Here is a 15,313-nt window from a genome sequence, read left to right as displayed (position 1 = left end):
GTCTCTTTTTATTGTTTGAGTTGAACGTAACCTTAAAGAGGTTAACGATCAGATTTGATTAACTGCCTGATTTAAATTTTGCAGCGTCGATAATGCTCCATAAATGGAACAGGCCACCAATAATGGCGGGAATGACTAATACGAAAAAGAAGTAGCATACTGCCGTAATACAGAAAAATAACAATGCCGCTAAAATGCGTCCTTGTAAAAGTTGCCCTAGGCCTGGGAAAAATAAACTTGCTACTGCTGCGAGGACATTACCCGCCGAACCTTGCTGAGACATCAATTTGCTCCATTCTTTTAGCACTAATATGTTATAACATTGTACGAAGTTAGTGGCTTAATACAAATGTTATCTCTACTAACGGACTATGAAATAAGGATTATTATGCCCAAGAAGTTTGATTTTAGACCATTCGTCGAGTTTTTCACTGGTATTGGCCAGTTCTTACTGCACCTAAAACAACGCCTCGCCGATGACCAAATTAATATCCGTGCGGGCCATTTGGCCTATGTCACCTTGTTGTCGTTAGTGCCGATGGTGGCCGTGACGATGTCGATGCTATCGGCTTTTCCGGTATTCCAGGGTATTAGAGGTAAGATTGAAGGGTTTATTTATAACAACTTTATTCCTGCCGCCGGCGACACGGTGCAAGTGTATATCAACGAGTTTGTCGCAAACGCTTCTAAGGGGACCTTTGTTGGTATTATCGCATTAGTGTTTGTCGCAATTATGTTGATATCGGCCATCGACAAAGCGTTGAATAACATTTGGCGAATTAGCGAAAAACGATCATATGTGGTGTCATTTTCAATGTATTGGATGGTGCTTACTTTAGGCCCTGTACTTATTGGTGCAAGTTTAGTGGCAACATCTTATGTGGTGTCACTAGAAGTGGTGACTGGCACAGAGCTCTCGGGCATTGTGCCGTGGATTGTAGAGCGGATCCCATTGTTGTTTTCTGTGGCCTCTATTTTATTGCTGTATATGGTGGTGCCTAACCAAAAGGTGCGTTTTTTACATGCGCTACTCGGAGCTATTGTGGCTGCGGTACTCTTTGAAGCCGGTAAAAAAGGTTTTGCATTTTATGTGACGCAATTCCCTAGTTACGAAGCGATTTACGGTGCGTTAGCTGTTATCCCTATTTTATTTGTGTGGGTATATCTATCGTGGATGATCGTGTTACTGGGTGCTGAAATTACCGCCGCCTTACCTGAATATTTAGACAGCTTAGCGTTGATTGCAGAAGAGATGAAAGCAGAGATCTTTACCGAAGGTGAAGCCTCGAGCGAAGACGATAATGCTCAAAAGATGAATGTTCATGATCCCGTGATGACATCAAATCAGTCACAGGCTAAAGCAGTCGCAGATTCAACGGTGGATAAGTCTTAATTCTTTTTGATGATAGATAATTAGCCGGGTTATTTTGCGTGATATTTGTATCGCGCGACATGGGATATTCCATGGCATTATGTTTTACCGCTTATTTAAGGTTATTAGGATTTTATGATTGCATTAATTCAACGGGTCAAGCGTGCGTCTGTTACGGTTGATGACGAAGTGATCGGTAAAATTGATCAAGGGTTACTGGTATTACTGGGTGTTGAGCGCGAAGATGATGCTGAAAAAATGGCAAAGCTGGCAACTAAGGTCATGAAGTATCGCGTGTTTAGCGATGATGACGGCAAAATGAACCTTAATGTGTCGCAAGTGGGCGGTCAGCTACTCGTGGTATCGCAATTTACTTTGGCAGCAGACACTGGGCGAGGCTTAAGGCCAAGTTTTTCGTGTGCAGCCACCCCAGAGCAAGCTAAGCAATTGTATCTCGATTTTGTGGATTTTTGCCGCCAACAAGGCATTGAAACTCAAACGGGTCAATTTGGTGCCGACATGCAAGTTGAATTACTCAATGACGGCCCAGTGACCTTTAATTTGCAGGTTTAACTTTTAAATAAGGCATAGACGATAAGGAGTGGTAATGTCACAAGACAATGTAATGCCAATCGGTAGTGGTTTTAGCGAACTGTTATCTCAATTACAAAATACATGGCATAGCACCATTCCTTTAAGCCAGTTTATGCAGGTTCAGCCGCTTCGTTTTAGTGGCACTGAATTACAGGTCACCGCGCCATTAACCCCGAATATTAATCTGCATAACACTATGTTTGCTGGCAGCATTTATACGCTAATGACCCTAACAGGCTGGGGCATGGTGTGGTTGCAACAACAACGTTTAACGCTACAAGGGGACATTGTATTAGCTGATGCCAACGTAAAGTACATCAAACCTATTACGGCCGACCCCATTGCGAAAGTGATTTGGCCGAATACTGATATGTCTGGTTTAGCTGATGGCAAGCGGATTAAGGTCACATTAGAAGTCGGACTATATTGTAACGAACAGCTGTGTGCTGCTTTTACGGGTCATTATGTGTCTTTACCTAAAGTGATGCCTGAGTAAACCTTTCTAATTAATCGAACCTTATTGCTACATTTATCCGCTTTTTTTCTTTTTTATCGTTCAATATATTGATGTCATTGGTCGATTATGTAGAGACCTCACTGAATAAACTTAACCTAGTAGGCGGAATAAACGATGACAAAAGTACTCATGTTAAAATCGAGCATTTTAGGCGAATACTCTCAATCTTCAGCACTTGTTGACTATGCAACTCAGCAGTGGAGTGCACAAGGTGCTGAGATAACAACTCGTGACCTAGGTAGCAACCCAGTGCCGATGTTAGATGGCGAGATTGCTGCAGGTTTACGTGGCGGCGACAATTTATCTGAGCGCCAACAAGCCGCTTTGATATTGTCGGACGAATTAGTCGCTGAGATCAAAGCCCATGACACGATTGTGATAGCCGCACCAATGTATAACTTTAGTATTCCGACAACCTTAAAAAGTTGGATCGATTTTATCGCGCGCGCGGGTGTGACATTTGCCTATACCGACAAAGGCCCTGTAGGATTAATTGAGGGTAAGCGTGTGATTATTGTCACTACGCGTGGCGGCGCACATAAAGGCGGAAGTACAGATCACGTGGTGCCTTATTTAACTACCGTACTTGGCTTTATTGGTATTACTCATGTTGAAACCGTATACGCCGAAGCATTGAATATGGGCCCAGATGCCGCCAAAGCGGGAATGAGCCAAGCTAAGCAGACTATCGACGCGATTACCTTGTAATTCAATTATCTTGACCTATGCATAACGCCCAAATCTACACGATTTGGGCGTTTTTATTGGCGAACCTACCCACTTTTTTGTATTACTCTCTCTTGTGTTGATCCAAGTTGTTATCTGCAACGTATTGAGCGTTAAGATATATTGCTGGAAATATATCAATCTCAACTCACAGCCTAATCAAAATATTTCTATCTTGTTGACCCATTGTATTTGAGTCAATCCAGCTATCATTATATTGTTGAGTTAGTGGGTCCTTTGACACAAAAAGGCGTTAACCTATGCAATTAAAAAAAGTGGTTATTGCGTCGGTTTTAATTTGTATTTGCTTAGGAATGATCCCTATACTTATGGTGTTAAGCCAATGGTATCAAGGCAGTGAATCCTACGGCATTAATATTAACGACCACCAGCAATTACGCTTTACTTGGCAAGATGCTGAACAGCAATCGCATCAATTTCCTGCGTCCGCGGGTAAATATACATACTTATTCTTAGGATTTTTATCGTGCTCTGAAATTTGTCCGATACGGGTCCAACAAATGATTCAATTGGAGCAACACATACAGCAGGATGCTTTGTTTACTGGGGCTGAGGTGCAATTTATGTTTGTAACGATTGATCCTGACAACGATACCCCCGAAGTGCGTAAAAGTTTAATTGATGATCGATCTCCTCGCTTTGTGAGCGCGTCATTATCTGATGAGCAGTTACAGCGATTAGATAGGCGATTGTCTGAAAATATCAATCATGAACTCACCAGCATAAACCATGTTGGTAAACTGTTTTTAGTGTCCCCTGATGGACAACTTGCAAGAATATACACGGCTAAGCAGCTTTCAACACCCAAAATGCTGCATGAGCTTAAGCACATTATTTCATCTGAAATGTAGGCCTGTTTATGAATGATAACCAAACAACAACGCTGTTAAAAAAGCATGATTCATATATTTACCAAATATTAATGCTACAAGGGCCACTGCTGTTTATGAGTGGCTTTTTTGGGGCAAAAATGCTGACATTTAGCACTATCGCTGCGATTGCGATTTTAGTCTTAGTGCAGTTAAGTTACAGCTTATTAAAAGGCACTGAGTTATTTGCCATTGTGGGGGCGGTGATTATGATGACCGTTTCTGGGTTGTTGATTCAAAGCCAGATGGGCATGCTTGAGATGCACTTCCATATTTTTGCTTCTATGGGTGTATTTTTGATTTATTTACGCTGGCAACCCTTGCTGGCGGCATTATTAACCGTTGCGGTGCATCATGTTGGCTTGACCTATATCCAACTGCAAGGTGTCAGTTTATTTGATACGCCAGTGATGATTTTTGCCGGTGAATGTAATTGGACCATTGTGTTGGTCCATGCATTATTTGCTGCGGTAGAGACCTTTATTTTAATCCGTATCGGCTTGTTTATGCGCACAGATGCCGTGGCTAACCAGCGTATTGCTGGCGCGATTGAAACCATTTCAGCCAATAAAGATTTGTCCGTTCGGTTGCCATCAGCAGACACGCCAGCGGAAATGTCGTTTAATTTAATGCTCGAAGAGTTGTCGCAGTTATTTCATGATTATCGTGATATTGCCACGAAAATGGCCAATACCTCTGATAATTTAATGAATTTAAGTGATAAGACTCAGCGTTCAGTGGAGCAACAAACTCATCAAGCTCATGTCATAGCCGATGCTACGCAAGTGGTAATAGACCATTTTCAGCAAATGGCTCACGATAGCCAGTTATCTGCAGAGCAAGCTAAAGATGCTGCAAGTTCAAGCATTAGCGATCGGCAAAGTGCGCTTAGCATCATGAAAGACATGCAACTGCTTGAAACTAATACTACAGAGGTGACAGAGTCTTTAACCGAACTGACCAAAGATGTAGCGGCCATTACCTCGTTGCTGCAAGCTATTCGCAGCATTTCAGATCAAACTAATTTACTAGCGCTGAACGCGGCAATTGAGGCCGCTAGAGCTGGTGAGAGTGGCCGTGGCTTTGCAGTGGTTGCCGATGAAGTTCGTACACTAGCGCAACGAACGAGCCAATCTACAGATGGTATTGAAAAAGTGTTGAGTCGTCTAAACGTGAGTATGTTAAAAACAGTTGAGTCGATGGACCAAGGCAGAAAGCGCACTTCAGAAAACGTGCAGCATACTAATAATATTGCTAAGGGACTCGATTTGCGTTCCGCGCAAATTGGCCAAGTTTCTACCTTAAGCAACAATGTTGCCAATGGCACTCAAGAACAAGCCAATAAACTCAACCAAATTGGTGCAGAGATTTTAGAGAATGCCAAAGCAGTGGTGGTGTTATCTGAGCAAGTGCAGAAGCTTGCGGTTGGTGCTGTTGAAATGAAACGCATTACCGAAGATTATCAAACTAAGGCCGCCGCCTATAAAGTGTAGCGTTTAGAGTACGTAGGCTTTGAAATAAAACAGATGTCAGCATGACTGCTCACATCTGTTTTTATTTTATCTTAGATAGAAACATCTAAATATTGGCATAAGCGCTTAAAAATAGGTTTTTAAGTACTTTTTGGCGTAGCTGCGCAGTTTTTTATTGTCTGCGTTGTTAGCTATCGCTTCAATGACTGGTTTAAACTTATCGTTACCTGAGCTGGCTAAGGCTTTGGCTAACCAGGCATAGGTATCAATGGCTAAACGGCTGTCGTCAAGCAGGCGTGGCTGAGCTAATTGTTCACTAAGTTGAGTTAACATCACCTCGCTATATTCTCGTTCATACATGATCCGCTTAGCGGCAATGCGGATTAATATCAGGTCATCACTGGCTAAAGCGTTGCTGTATGCATTTAAACGTGGCGTTAAATCGACATGCGTTTGCGCGTGCAGAATGGGATTCCAAATGACGTATTGGCTAATATTAGTAATACCTTCATTGGCATATTTACGTAATTTTTTATGGTAATCACCTTCGGCGATTTGGCTTAACGTAGCACGATATTTCTCGTTGCCAGAATAGCCTAAACCTTTAGCAAGCCAAGATGAATAATCAATAGCCTGTTTGTCAGTTGCGCTGGCTAAACTCTGTTTAAGCGATGCTTCTACCGCGTCATATACACCGACATCTTGCGGCCCTGAAATGATTAAGGTTTCAATGGCCTGTATTTGTTGAGCGTGGTTGTCACTTTGAAAAATCGCGAGGTATTGTTGCTCTTGTACAATCGGTTCTTGTGCGCTGACTAACGGGGTGAATAACGAACTCAATAATCCTACGGCTATCAGTAATCCGCTGATAGCCATGTTGCTTAAATTCTTTGTCATGCTATGTCCTTTATCATGTGAGTAATTTCTTAGTTCCAGCGTTTAAAAATCAGTGAAGTATTGATACCACCAAAGGCAAAGTTGTTGCTCATGATGTATTGGGTATCAAGCTGGCGAATATCGCCCTGGATATAATCCAACTTGCCGCATTCAGGGTCAATTTCATTGAGGTTTAATGTTGGTGCAAACCAGCCTTCGTTCATCATTTGGATACTGGTCCAGGCTTCGAGTGAGCCACAGGCGCCAAGCGTGTGGCCGGTATAGCTTTTGAGTGATGATATTGGCGTATTTGCACCAAAAACAGCATGCGTTGCTGCGGTTTCGGCAATGTCGCCACGGTCTGTAGCAGTACCGTGCGCGCTGATGTAACCAATGTCTTGCGGCGACAGTTTCGCGTCTTTTAGCGCTAAACGTATGGCCACTTCCATGGTGTATGCATTGGGCTGAGTCACATGTTGACCGTCAGAGTTGGTGCCAAAGCCAACAAGCTCAGCATAGATTGTTGCCCCGCGAGCTTGAGCGTGTTCTAACTCTTCGAGTATTAACGTACAGGCTCCTTCTCCTATGACTAAACCATCACGCTGACAGTCAAATGGGCGTGGGGTTTGTTCGGGAGTATCATTTTGAGTGCTGGTAGCAAATAAAGTATCAAATACCACGGCTTCCGTTGGGCACAGCTCTTCACCGCCGCCGGCTAACATAATGGTTTGCATACCGTATTTAATCGCTTCGTAAGCATAACCTATGCCCTGGCTGGCAGAGGTGCAGGCACTGCTGGTGGTATGAATACGACCTTGTAAGCCAAAAAATACCCCAATATTTACCGCCGTAGTGTGGGCCATCATTTTGATATAGCTGGTGGCGGTCAGTCCTGACATTTCACCGGTTTTTAGCATGTCACCAAAGCCCATGATAGGGTCGGTACTGCCGGTTGATGAACCATAGGCTACTCCAACCTGGCCTGAGCTCAATACAGGGTCATTTAACAACCCTGCGTCTTCTAACGCCAGCTCGCTTGCGCGGGTTGCCATGAGTGACACCCGGCCCATGGAGCGAGTTTTTTTACGTGAGTAATGTGATGGCACTGCAAAATCACGCACGGGCGCCGCGAGGCGAGTGTTTAAGTCAGGATAGCGATCCCACTCGTCCATGCGAATAACACAATTATGCTTGGCTAATAAACTGGCTTTAATCTGTTGCCAGTCCTGGCCTAGAGCCGAAATCCCGCCCATACCAGTGACGACTACGCGCTTCATATCATGCCTCCATTGACCGAGATAACTTGGCGGGTGATGTATGCGGCATCATCAGACAATAAAAAGTTTGCCAGACCGGCTATTTCATTGGGTTTGCCCATGCGTTTCATTGGCACCATTTGGTTGACTAAATCGGTTGGGAAATCACTCACCATGTCGGTTTCGATTAACCCTGGAGCAATGCAATTCACGGTGATTTTGCGTTTGGCTAACTCAAGCGACAATGCTTTTGTTGCACCAATAATGCCTGCTTTAGAGGCGCTGTAATTGACTTGACCGCGATTACCGGCAATACCCGAAACCGATGCGAGGGTAATAATGCGTCCACCTTTACGGGCTTGCACCATCGGCATGATGGTGGGGTGAATCACATTGTAAAAACCGTCTAAATTAGTGTGGATAACACTGTCCCATTCGTTTTCTGTCATGGCGGGAAAGGCGGTATCGCGGTTTATGCCGGCATTTAAAATCACCCCGTAATAAGCACCATGCTCGGCAATATCGGCTTCAATGGCTTGTTTTACAGCAGGACGATCGCCGATATCAAATTGTAATAAACTCACATTAACGCCAAGGGCGCTGAGTGTTTGTTGTACCTCTGCCGCTGCGCTATGGTTGCTGTGAAAGTGCAGCGCAATATCAAAACCATTTTCGGCTAATTTAATGGCAATGGCCTTGCCGATCCCCCGGCTTGAGCCGGTAATTAATACTCTGTTAGTCACAAGTCTCTCCATGATGTGCTGTTTTATTATTATGAGTTGCTAGGTTCTGTTTGGTTTTCGTTAATATAGGCTTGAGTGTTTAGTGGTTGAAACACATTGACGTTTGCCGAGGCGACCACATGGTTTTGATGAAATATTTGGCAATCAAATACCGCTAAACCAGAAGGCTCTTGATAAAGGCGGCTTACCTTGGTGTGATAGGTTTGCCCAAGGATAAAATGGCCTATGTGCATCTGTAATTTACGGCTTCCAAGTAAAAAACCGACGCGTACTTTGTCACCCTTTAACTTGGCTTCAACGCCTGCTAATGCTGCAATGCTCTGCGCCATGTATTCAATGCCGACGTAATTGGGCACACCATTGATTGTGTTGTCAAAGTAAGCGCTTGCTTCGCTAATATGGATAGCCGTAAGCAGAGTGTCGGGTTGATGTTCGAGTAGCTTATCAATCAAAATCATTGGCGCTCGATGCGGCACAAACTCGCTGATATCGTGGCCTAATAGCGTGGCGTCAGCAATAAGGGTCGACATGGTTTTAGGCATCCTTTTTACAAAAAATAACGCTGGCGTTGCTGCCACCAAAGGCAAATGAGTTACTCATAATGTAGTTGAGTGACTTTGCTGGTTGTGACTTTGCTGGTTGTGAATTAGCTAGCGGTGAATTGGCGTGCTGTGAAGCGTTGTCGCTCACTAAGGGTATGCTTGGGTCGTTATTGTCAGCGTGACCGTCCCATATATGAGGGGGCAACTGTTGAAGATAATTATGTGGGCTGAGCAGTAAATAACAAAATGCTGCCTCAATGGCGCCAGCAGCACCCAAAGTGTGGCCTGTTAAGGGTTTGGTTGAGCTACACGGCGGTAATGCTGGGCTAAATACCTTGGTGATTGCGCGTGATTCCATGGCATCGTTTTTTGGGGTGGCAGTGCCGTGCAAATTAACATAATCGATTTGTTCTGGCTGAATATTGGCCGCGGCTAATGCGCTATGCATGGCGGCAATAGCGCCTAAGCCTTCAGGATGCGGCGCTGAAATATGGTGGGCATCGGCAGATTCGCCTATGCCCGCTAGCATGACGTCGCTTTGGCCACGCGCTAAGGTAAATAATGCGGCACCTTCACCAATATTGATGCCATCGCGGTGCTGACTAAACGGATTACAATGTGCTTTAGCAATAGACTCTAGCGAGTTAAATCCATTTACGGTTAATTGGCATAAACTGTCGACGCCGCCCACGATAACCATGTCACACAAGTTTGCTTGCAGTAATCGTTGTGCGCTGGCAAAGACTTTGGCACTTGATGAACATGCGGTCGATACTGTGTAACAAGGGCCGCTGAGCTCAAATAACTGCTTGAGGTAGTCGCTAGTGCTGCCCAGTTCTTGTTGTGAGTAATGGTAACTCGGTGGAAAGTGACCATGTTCGAGTTGATAGGCTAATGCCGCTTCTCCTTTGGAAATTCCCGAGGTACTCGTGCCTAATACTACGCCAATTCTATCAGCGCCATATCGTGCTTTTGCCTCGCTCACAGCCTCGGCAATTTGCATTGCTGCGGTATGGAGTAACTGATTATTTCGACAAGCAAACAACTGTAAATGCTCGGGAATATCAATAAGGCTATCATCATTTACGCTACCGACAATCGTTGGGCCGCTAAACAATAAATCATCACGGTATTGCATGGCACTGGTGTCGCCATTGACCAAGCGCTGCAACACTGTTTCAGGCGAGTTGCCTAATGGCGTACAAAGTCCGATATGGGTTATTGCAATTTGGTTATTCATATTGTGTGCTCAGTCTTTGTCATTGGTTACTCGAGTGGCGTGATGTGCAACAAAATGTCGGCTGATTTGATGGTGACGCTAATATTTGCTTGCCACGGGTTGAGATCACTATAGCTAATGCTGATTTGCTCGCCATCGGCATCGATTAACTGTTTGCATAATGCACTTGCGCAAGGTGTATCCAGCAACTGAGCATCTGTGAGTTGTTGATTAACTTGCTCCGTAGACCAGTAGACAAGCTGCATGATGGCCATTAAGTATTCGGCATTAAAGGCATCGCCTAACAAGCTGCTTTGCTCACTTTGTAAGGTTTGGCCATCGTACACCAGGGTAAACAATGCCTGGCCTAATGGCGCGAGCCCCACTAAGGTCATACGCTGTGAGGTGAGCTCTAATTGAGTCAGTAATTCATGATTATCCTGGCCGCGGTTCATGCTGATCATTTGGCTTAGACTGATCTCGCTTTGGTCATTAAGGGTCGTCACGGTAGGCGCTAGGCAATATTGAGCCTGACTGGTTATCGCCATACAGGTTTGTCGGGTAAATTGTTGGCTACAGCTTGCCAATGCGCACAGCAAAAACACTGCGCCAATCACCTTGATAGCACGACTACGCTTAAGCAACGTCTAACTCCCGACATAACTCAACGATAGTATTAAGGCGACGCTCTGATTCTTTAACAAAAGGATTTTTAGTGTCCCATGCGTAGCCTGCCAAAATAGAGCAAATCATTTGCTTAATATTGTTGTTCGCCTGTTGATAAAAAATCACATCTTGAAAACGGCCGTCATACCAGGCTTGAACATAAGTTCTAAAGGTATTAACCCCAAGCATTAACGGCTCAGCGTAATCCGCTTGCCAATCGACAGTTTCGCCTTTGAGCTGCTTATCAAGAGTTGCGCACGCCATGGCGGCCGACTGCATTGCAATAGTGACCCCAGATGAAAATACTGGGTCAAGAAACTCACCCGCATTACCCAATAAAGCAAACTTGTGAGTGGCAAGTGTGGTCACATTGGCCGAGTAACCCTGGAGCGTTGCACAGGGTTGCACTACTTTAGCATTAACAAGTAAGCGCTTTAAATCGGGTTCTTCAGCAATAATCGCCAGCAACTGTTGCTCCAGGCTGCCACTTAAATGCGCTAATAAATGTGGCTCGCCGACAACACCAATAGAACAGCGGTTATTGCTAAAGGGAATGAGCCAATACCAAATGTCTTTATGTTCGGGATGAACACTGATGAGGATTTTATTACGGTCAAATTCGCTATCGCTAATGTTATCTTCAATATGGGTAAAAATAGCACTGCGTGACGGTAAGTTTGATGGTCTTTCAAGGTTTAATAACCGGGGCAATACTCGACCAAAGCCGCTGGCATCGACAATGAACTTGGCATTGATTTGATAGTGTTGACCTTGCTCATTAGTAATTTGCAGTGTGGGCTCAGCGCTAATATCTACCGAATCAACCTGATGACCAAAGCGAATGTCGACGCCCTGGCTGATGGCGGTGTCGGCCAGTAATTTATCAAATTGGCCGCGCTGAACTTGAAATGTGGTGCCCGGGCCTGGAGTGAACTTATCGGTAAAGTCGAATGTGGTGTAACGGCCTTGATGACGAAATGCGGCGCCATTTTTAAACTGAAATCCGGCCTGATTAACCGCATCTAGCATACCGGCTTGTTCAATAAATTGCATACAGCAAGGCAGTAAACTCTCACCGATAGAAAAGCGCGGGAACTGTTGTTTCTCAACCACCACAACCTTATGACCTTGTTGGCGTAATAAGCTGGCAGCTATCGCGCCAGAGGGGCCGGCACCAATAATGGCGACGTCGACGTCCATGTTGCTGAGTGTGCTTGTTTGACTGCTTAACATTTACAGTGACTTCCTTGTAAAAAATGAGATAAACGGCGCTAATAAAAAAGCAAAACTGATACCAAATAAAAGCGTTAGGCCGAAAAAGTGAATCGCATGGGTTTGGCTCAGTGCCAGTAAACCAAAAGCTAATAAGGTTGAACAGGCCGACATAAATATTGCCATCATCACTCCATCACGAGTGTGTTTAGCTTCGGCAAAAAATAAGCTGTAATCAATACCAATACCCAGCACTAAAATGAAGGCTAGGGCATGAAACAAACTAATGCTTGAGCCAACTAACCCCAAACAAGCCAGGGTAAGTAACACGGCAAGTGCTGGTACCGCAACAATGGCGAGCGCCAGTTTAATGCCATATTTAACACTAAAGGCAATGCTGGCGAGCGCAAAAATCCACATTAACAACTGCAAAGTCAGTTGGCGATATTGACCCATCAACTTAGATATATCACCTACTTTATCAATCACTTTTACTTGCCCTAAAGGCCAATCTTGATTCGCGAGCCGCTGAGTTAACGCAGGCAGTGAATGGATACCGCCAAGTAATACAATTGCACCATACTGTTTAGTGGTGTTAGCGCTTGTAACATCACCCAACCACAAGGCTTTTAAGTCATCATTGGCGTGCTTAAGCACAGTTTGAGGTGTAAGCCATGCTGAGTTAGCCTGATTAAGCTCGGCCATTAAACTGGCCTTTATGCTGTCATCTAGGCCCATTTGCTCAATGATTTCAGCTAAGTGTTGTTGGTAAAGCTGTTGCTGTAGTTGGTAGTGATGCTGCTGACGTACCATGCTCGGCATAAAGCGGCTGATGCTAACCGCTTGATCTATTTCATTGTTCGAGATGGCCGTCTCTAATACTGGGGTTAGTTGCTCAAGTGTTTGCAGTAAGTCTTGTTCATTAGCGCTACTGACTAAAATAAATTGGTTATCTGTGCCGCCGCTGAGCAATTGTCTCAGCTGGTTTTCTTCAGTGGTTATCGCCTCTGGGCTCTGCTGCAATTGCCGAATGTCATCGTTGGCGGTGAGTTGCGATAACCCGAAAAACAGCATCATTAACACACCAACAGGCAGCAGCATTAATACGACTTTTTGTACCGGTTTTGTTGGGATAAATACGCGGTGTAGCCAGCTTAAATAAGCGTGAGCAAACCCAAGCCCTCGAGTCTGTTTTAGTGACTGATTACCCAAAAGCGGAAATATTAAAAGCAAGGTGAGATACGCGCCAATTAAGCCCGCTGCGCAAAATACCGCGACTTGTTGCATCCCTGGGAAAGGCGTAAAACCAATGGCGATAAATGCACTTGCGCTGGTGGCTAATGCGAGCGTCAGAACGGGAAAAATACGCTTGATGGTGTCACTGGCGGTGTCATTAGGGTGTGCTTGTTTTTCGCAATAAAAATGAAAGCTGTAATCAATGGCCACGCCAATTAAGCTGGTGCCAAACACCAATGTCAGTAAATGCAATTCACCAAATAGACTTAGGGTGGCGACAAAAGCAAACACGACGCCAGTGGTTAAGGTGAGTACCGCGGCTACTAATGGCATCACTGAGCGAAATGCCAATAACACCAATAATACAATGCCCAGCATTGAGATTAAGCCGATTCTGCTGATCTCTTGTTTGGCTGATTCGGTTGCAGCGATAGCATGAAACAATGCCCCAGCCTTGAGAACGCGGATTTGCGGATACTGTTGAGTTATCTGACTAAATGCAGATTGTAGTGCAAGCATTTGTTGTTGCTGAGCAGTAGGACTAAACGCGCTGTCACGACCTTTGGCCATAACAATTGCGGCGACTCCGCTATCCGTATCGGTGAGTAAAATACCCTGTTGGCTACGAAGTTTGCTATTCGGTGAAAGCGCCAACAAGTTTGCTGGAAACAATAACAGCGGGTCGCTCGCTAACAGTTGGCTGTTAGCAAAACCAAAGGCGCTATAAAGCTGGCTTTGCGCTGCGGCCAATAACTCATGCCAGTTATCTGTTTCTAGCGCATGTGTTTGCTCGAGAGTGAGTAAACGAAAGCGATGCTCAAAATACACTTTGGCTAACTCTTCTAACTGATTATCTGCGCCGCTTCGAATGGCGATAAACGGTTGTGATGACGGGCTTTGTAATGAGGTCATGACCTGCTGAGCCGCACTAATTGCCTGGTTGTCGTTCTCTGCTATCAGTGCAATATATACTTGATTCGCCAGCCTCTTTTCGACGGTATCTAATGCTGTTTCGGTGAGTTTGTCTTGTTGTAAATGTGGCAGCATGGCCAAAATATCAGTTTGGATCCGCGCGCCTTGCTGCCATTGCCAAGCGCCGCTAATTAACATGGCAAGCAGCAATAACAACCATACCGCAAAGCTGCTTTTGGCTGAGATAAATAGATTAAATGGGTTGCGAGGCATTACTGAGCTAACTCACTGTTTAGGCTAAATAGTGCAAGTTCGCTGTCGCTAAGCGGGCCATGTTCAGTATTGGTAAATTGTATATAGGTGTAGTCGCTGATATCCGTTTGCTGGCTGGTCATGATGAGTGAGCGAATGTGAGTGTCACCACTGAGGGTAATGTTACCCATAGCAGCATGCACTTGTGGGTCGTTAGCTTGTAAGCCGAGTTGCCACAGCGCGCCCGTTTTTTCTTCGACCATAAATAACGCAAAGTCAGCGTGTAGCGCTTCAATGTCGCCTGCCATGATGGCCTGCAATAAACGTGGCAGTTGCTGCGCGATAGGATTGCCGCTGGCTGCTGCGCTGAGTTGTTGCACTTTTCCCTGACTATTTTGCTGAATTAACTGCTGATCTTTAAGCACCATTAAACTGTTAAAGGGTTTAAGTTGTTGCCAAACTAAGCCTTGTGTAGGGCTGAAAATAAACCGACCCTGGCTTTGCAATGGTTTTTTGAGCACCGCTAAATGGCGTTGTTGCAGGAATTGTCCGCGAGTATCGGCTTGTAAATTCAGTTGCTGCGCTAACGCCTTAAGGGCTGAAGAGCTAGCCGGTTGTTGGTACAAACTGTTAATTTGCGCTAATTGAGCCTTTGTCAGTTGAGCCTCATCCTCTTGAGCCTTATCGTCAGTATGGGCTTGTGTAGATGAACTCTGTGACTGCGAACTTTCAGCATTGTTATCAGCAGCCATGGGTGCCGGGTTTGCGCTTACATTGGCAACTAGAGTGCTCCAGCAAAGTAGGAGACTTGTTAGCAATAGCGCCTTA

16 protein-coding genes are annotated in these 15,313 nt (G+C 44.9%); 6 read left to right on the top strand and 10 right to left on the bottom strand.

Going from position 1 to position 15,313, the window contains the following annotated elements:
- Positions 1 to 58: 58 nt before the first annotated feature.
- On the bottom strand, positions 59 to 283 hold the full coding sequence (locus tag ACROAE_RS07935; RefSeq protein ID WP_011635820.1) for a hypothetical protein: 225 nt from the start codon (positions 281 to 283) through the stop codon (positions 59 to 61).
- A gap of 105 nt (positions 284 to 388) precedes the next feature.
- Here ACROAE_RS07935 and ACROAE_RS07930 point away from each other — a divergent pair, with 105 nt between their 5' ends.
- From ACROAE_RS07930 to ACROAE_RS07905, 6 genes are all read left to right on the top strand, one after another.
- Positions 389 to 1,393: a virulence factor BrkB family protein gene (locus tag ACROAE_RS07930; RefSeq protein WP_432400512.1), complete on the top strand. Its 1,005-nt coding sequence runs from the start codon at positions 389 to 391 to the stop codon at positions 1,391 to 1,393.
- Between the two features lie 114 nt (positions 1,394 to 1,507).
- Positions 1,508 to 1,945, top strand: coding sequence for a D-aminoacyl-tRNA deacylase (gene dtd, locus ACROAE_RS07925; protein WP_432400510.1), 438 nt, complete (start codon positions 1,508 to 1,510; stop codon positions 1,943 to 1,945).
- Between the two features lie 34 nt (positions 1,946 to 1,979).
- Entirely contained in the window at positions 1,980 to 2,462 is a 483-nt protein-coding gene (locus tag ACROAE_RS07920; RefSeq protein WP_432400507.1) for a thioesterase domain-containing protein, read from the top strand.
- 135 nt (positions 2,463 to 2,597) lie between these two features.
- The gene (locus ACROAE_RS07915; protein WP_432400505.1) at positions 2,598 to 3,191 is read left to right on the top strand and encodes an FMN-dependent NADH-azoreductase; all 594 of its coding nucleotides are present in this window, start codon (positions 2,598 to 2,600) and stop codon (positions 3,189 to 3,191) included.
- A 278-nt stretch (positions 3,192 to 3,469) separates the two neighbouring features.
- Positions 3,470 to 4,081 (top strand): SCO family protein, encoded by a 612-nt coding sequence (locus ACROAE_RS07910; protein WP_432400503.1) that lies wholly within the window; start codon positions 3,470 to 3,472, stop codon positions 4,079 to 4,081.
- Positions 4,082 to 4,089: 8 nt separating this feature from the next.
- Positions 4,090 to 5,592, top strand: coding sequence for a methyl-accepting chemotaxis protein (locus tag ACROAE_RS07905; protein ID WP_432400501.1), 1,503 nt, complete (start codon positions 4,090 to 4,092; stop codon positions 5,590 to 5,592).
- A 105-nt stretch (positions 5,593 to 5,697) separates the two neighbouring features.
- Here ACROAE_RS07905 and ACROAE_RS07900 read toward each other — a convergent pair whose 3' ends face one another.
- Genes ACROAE_RS07900 through ACROAE_RS07860 form a run of 9 tightly spaced genes read right to left on the bottom strand, consistent with a single transcriptional unit; the run spans position 5,698 to position 15,237 of the window.
- On the bottom strand, positions 5,698 to 6,468 hold the full coding sequence (locus tag ACROAE_RS07900; protein ID WP_432400499.1) for a hypothetical protein: 771 nt from the start codon (positions 6,466 to 6,468) through the stop codon (positions 5,698 to 5,700).
- A 29-nt stretch (positions 6,469 to 6,497) separates the two neighbouring features.
- Positions 6,498 to 7,724 (bottom strand): beta-ketoacyl-ACP synthase, encoded by a 1,227-nt coding sequence (locus ACROAE_RS07895; RefSeq protein ID WP_432400497.1) that lies wholly within the window; start codon positions 7,722 to 7,724, stop codon positions 6,498 to 6,500.
- Entirely contained in the window at positions 7,721 to 8,446 is a 726-nt protein-coding gene (locus ACROAE_RS07890) for a 3-ketoacyl-ACP reductase FabG2 (protein ID WP_432400495.1), read from the bottom strand. The genes ACROAE_RS07895 and ACROAE_RS07890 overlap by 4 nt, the downstream gene beginning before the upstream one ends.
- 29 nt (positions 8,447 to 8,475) lie before the next feature.
- Positions 8,476 to 8,976: a hotdog family protein gene (locus ACROAE_RS07885; RefSeq protein ID WP_432400493.1), complete on the bottom strand. Its 501-nt coding sequence runs from the start codon at positions 8,974 to 8,976 to the stop codon at positions 8,476 to 8,478.
- Positions 8,977 to 8,980: 4 nt separating this feature from the next.
- Complete coding sequence (locus ACROAE_RS07880) at positions 8,981 to 10,228, bottom strand: beta-ketoacyl-[acyl-carrier-protein] synthase family protein (RefSeq protein WP_432400491.1); 1,248 nt, start codon at positions 10,226 to 10,228, stop codon at positions 8,981 to 8,983.
- 26 nt (positions 10,229 to 10,254) lie between these two features.
- Positions 10,255 to 10,851, bottom strand: a complete 597-nt coding sequence (locus ACROAE_RS07875; RefSeq protein ID WP_432400489.1) for a DUF3261 domain-containing protein — start codon at positions 10,849 to 10,851, stop codon at positions 10,255 to 10,257.
- Complete coding sequence (locus ACROAE_RS07870; protein WP_432400487.1) at positions 10,844 to 12,106, bottom strand: NAD(P)/FAD-dependent oxidoreductase; 1,263 nt, start codon at positions 12,104 to 12,106, stop codon at positions 10,844 to 10,846. Before ACROAE_RS07870 ends, ACROAE_RS07875 begins: the two co-directional genes overlap by 8 nt.
- Positions 12,107 to 14,506: an MMPL family transporter gene (locus tag ACROAE_RS07865; RefSeq protein ID WP_432400485.1), complete on the bottom strand. Its 2,400-nt coding sequence runs from the start codon at positions 14,504 to 14,506 to the stop codon at positions 12,107 to 12,109.
- Positions 14,506 to 15,237: an outer membrane lipoprotein carrier protein LolA gene (locus tag ACROAE_RS07860; protein ID WP_432400483.1), complete on the bottom strand. Its 732-nt coding sequence runs from the start codon at positions 15,235 to 15,237 to the stop codon at positions 14,506 to 14,508. The genes ACROAE_RS07865 and ACROAE_RS07860 overlap by 1 nt, the downstream gene beginning before the upstream one ends.
- Positions 15,238 to 15,313: the final 76 nt, after the last annotated feature.

The organism is Shewanella sp. MF05960 (genome assembly GCF_050849305.1).
Classification (GTDB): domain Bacteria; phylum Pseudomonadota; class Gammaproteobacteria; order Enterobacterales; family Shewanellaceae; genus Shewanella.
The sequence above is the reverse complement of the archived record's forward strand: the minus strand, read 5'-3'. Positions and strand labels throughout refer to the sequence as shown.

What these genes read in the sequence shown, in the direction of transcription:
- ACROAE_RS07920 (WP_432400507.1), top strand. Translation starts at nt 1,980, where the DNA reads ATGTCACAAGACAATGTAATGCCAATCGGTAGTGGTTTTAGCGAACTG.
- ACROAE_RS07905 (WP_432400501.1), top strand. Translation starts at nt 4,090, where the DNA reads ATGAATGATAACCAAACAACAACGCTGTTAAAAAAGCATGATTCATAT.
- ACROAE_RS07860 (WP_432400483.1), bottom strand. Translation starts at nt 15,237, where the DNA reads ATGGCTGCTGATAACAATGCTGAAAGTTCGCAGTCACAGAGTTCATCT.
- ACROAE_RS07910 (WP_432400503.1), top strand. Translation starts at nt 3,470, where the DNA reads ATGCAATTAAAAAAAGTGGTTATTGCGTCGGTTTTAATTTGTATTTGC.
- ACROAE_RS07880 (WP_432400491.1), bottom strand. Translation starts at nt 10,228, where the DNA reads ATGAATAACCAAATTGCAATAACCCATATCGGACTTTGTACGCCATTA.
- ACROAE_RS07865 (WP_432400485.1), bottom strand. Translation starts at nt 14,506, where the DNA reads ATGCCTCGCAACCCATTTAATCTATTTATCTCAGCCAAAAGCAGCTTT.
- ACROAE_RS07935 (WP_011635820.1), bottom strand. Translation starts at nt 283, where the DNA reads ATGTCTCAGCAAGGTTCGGCGGGTAATGTCCTCGCAGCAGTAGCAAGT.
- dtd (WP_432400510.1), top strand. Translation starts at nt 1,508, where the DNA reads ATGATTGCATTAATTCAACGGGTCAAGCGTGCGTCTGTTACGGTTGAT.
- ACROAE_RS07870 (WP_432400487.1), bottom strand. Translation starts at nt 12,106, where the DNA reads ATGTTAAGCAGTCAAACAAGCACACTCAGCAACATGGACGTCGACGTC.
- ACROAE_RS07885 (WP_432400493.1), bottom strand. Translation starts at nt 8,976, where the DNA reads ATGTCGACCCTTATTGCTGACGCCACGCTATTAGGCCACGATATCAGC.
- ACROAE_RS07930 (WP_432400512.1), top strand. Translation starts at nt 389, where the DNA reads ATGCCCAAGAAGTTTGATTTTAGACCATTCGTCGAGTTTTTCACTGGT.
- ACROAE_RS07900 (WP_432400499.1), bottom strand. Translation starts at nt 6,468, where the DNA reads ATGACAAAGAATTTAAGCAACATGGCTATCAGCGGATTACTGATAGCC.
- ACROAE_RS07895 (WP_432400497.1), bottom strand. Translation starts at nt 7,724, where the DNA reads ATGAAGCGCGTAGTCGTCACTGGTATGGGCGGGATTTCGGCTCTAGGC.
- ACROAE_RS07915 (WP_432400505.1), top strand. Translation starts at nt 2,598, where the DNA reads ATGACAAAAGTACTCATGTTAAAATCGAGCATTTTAGGCGAATACTCT.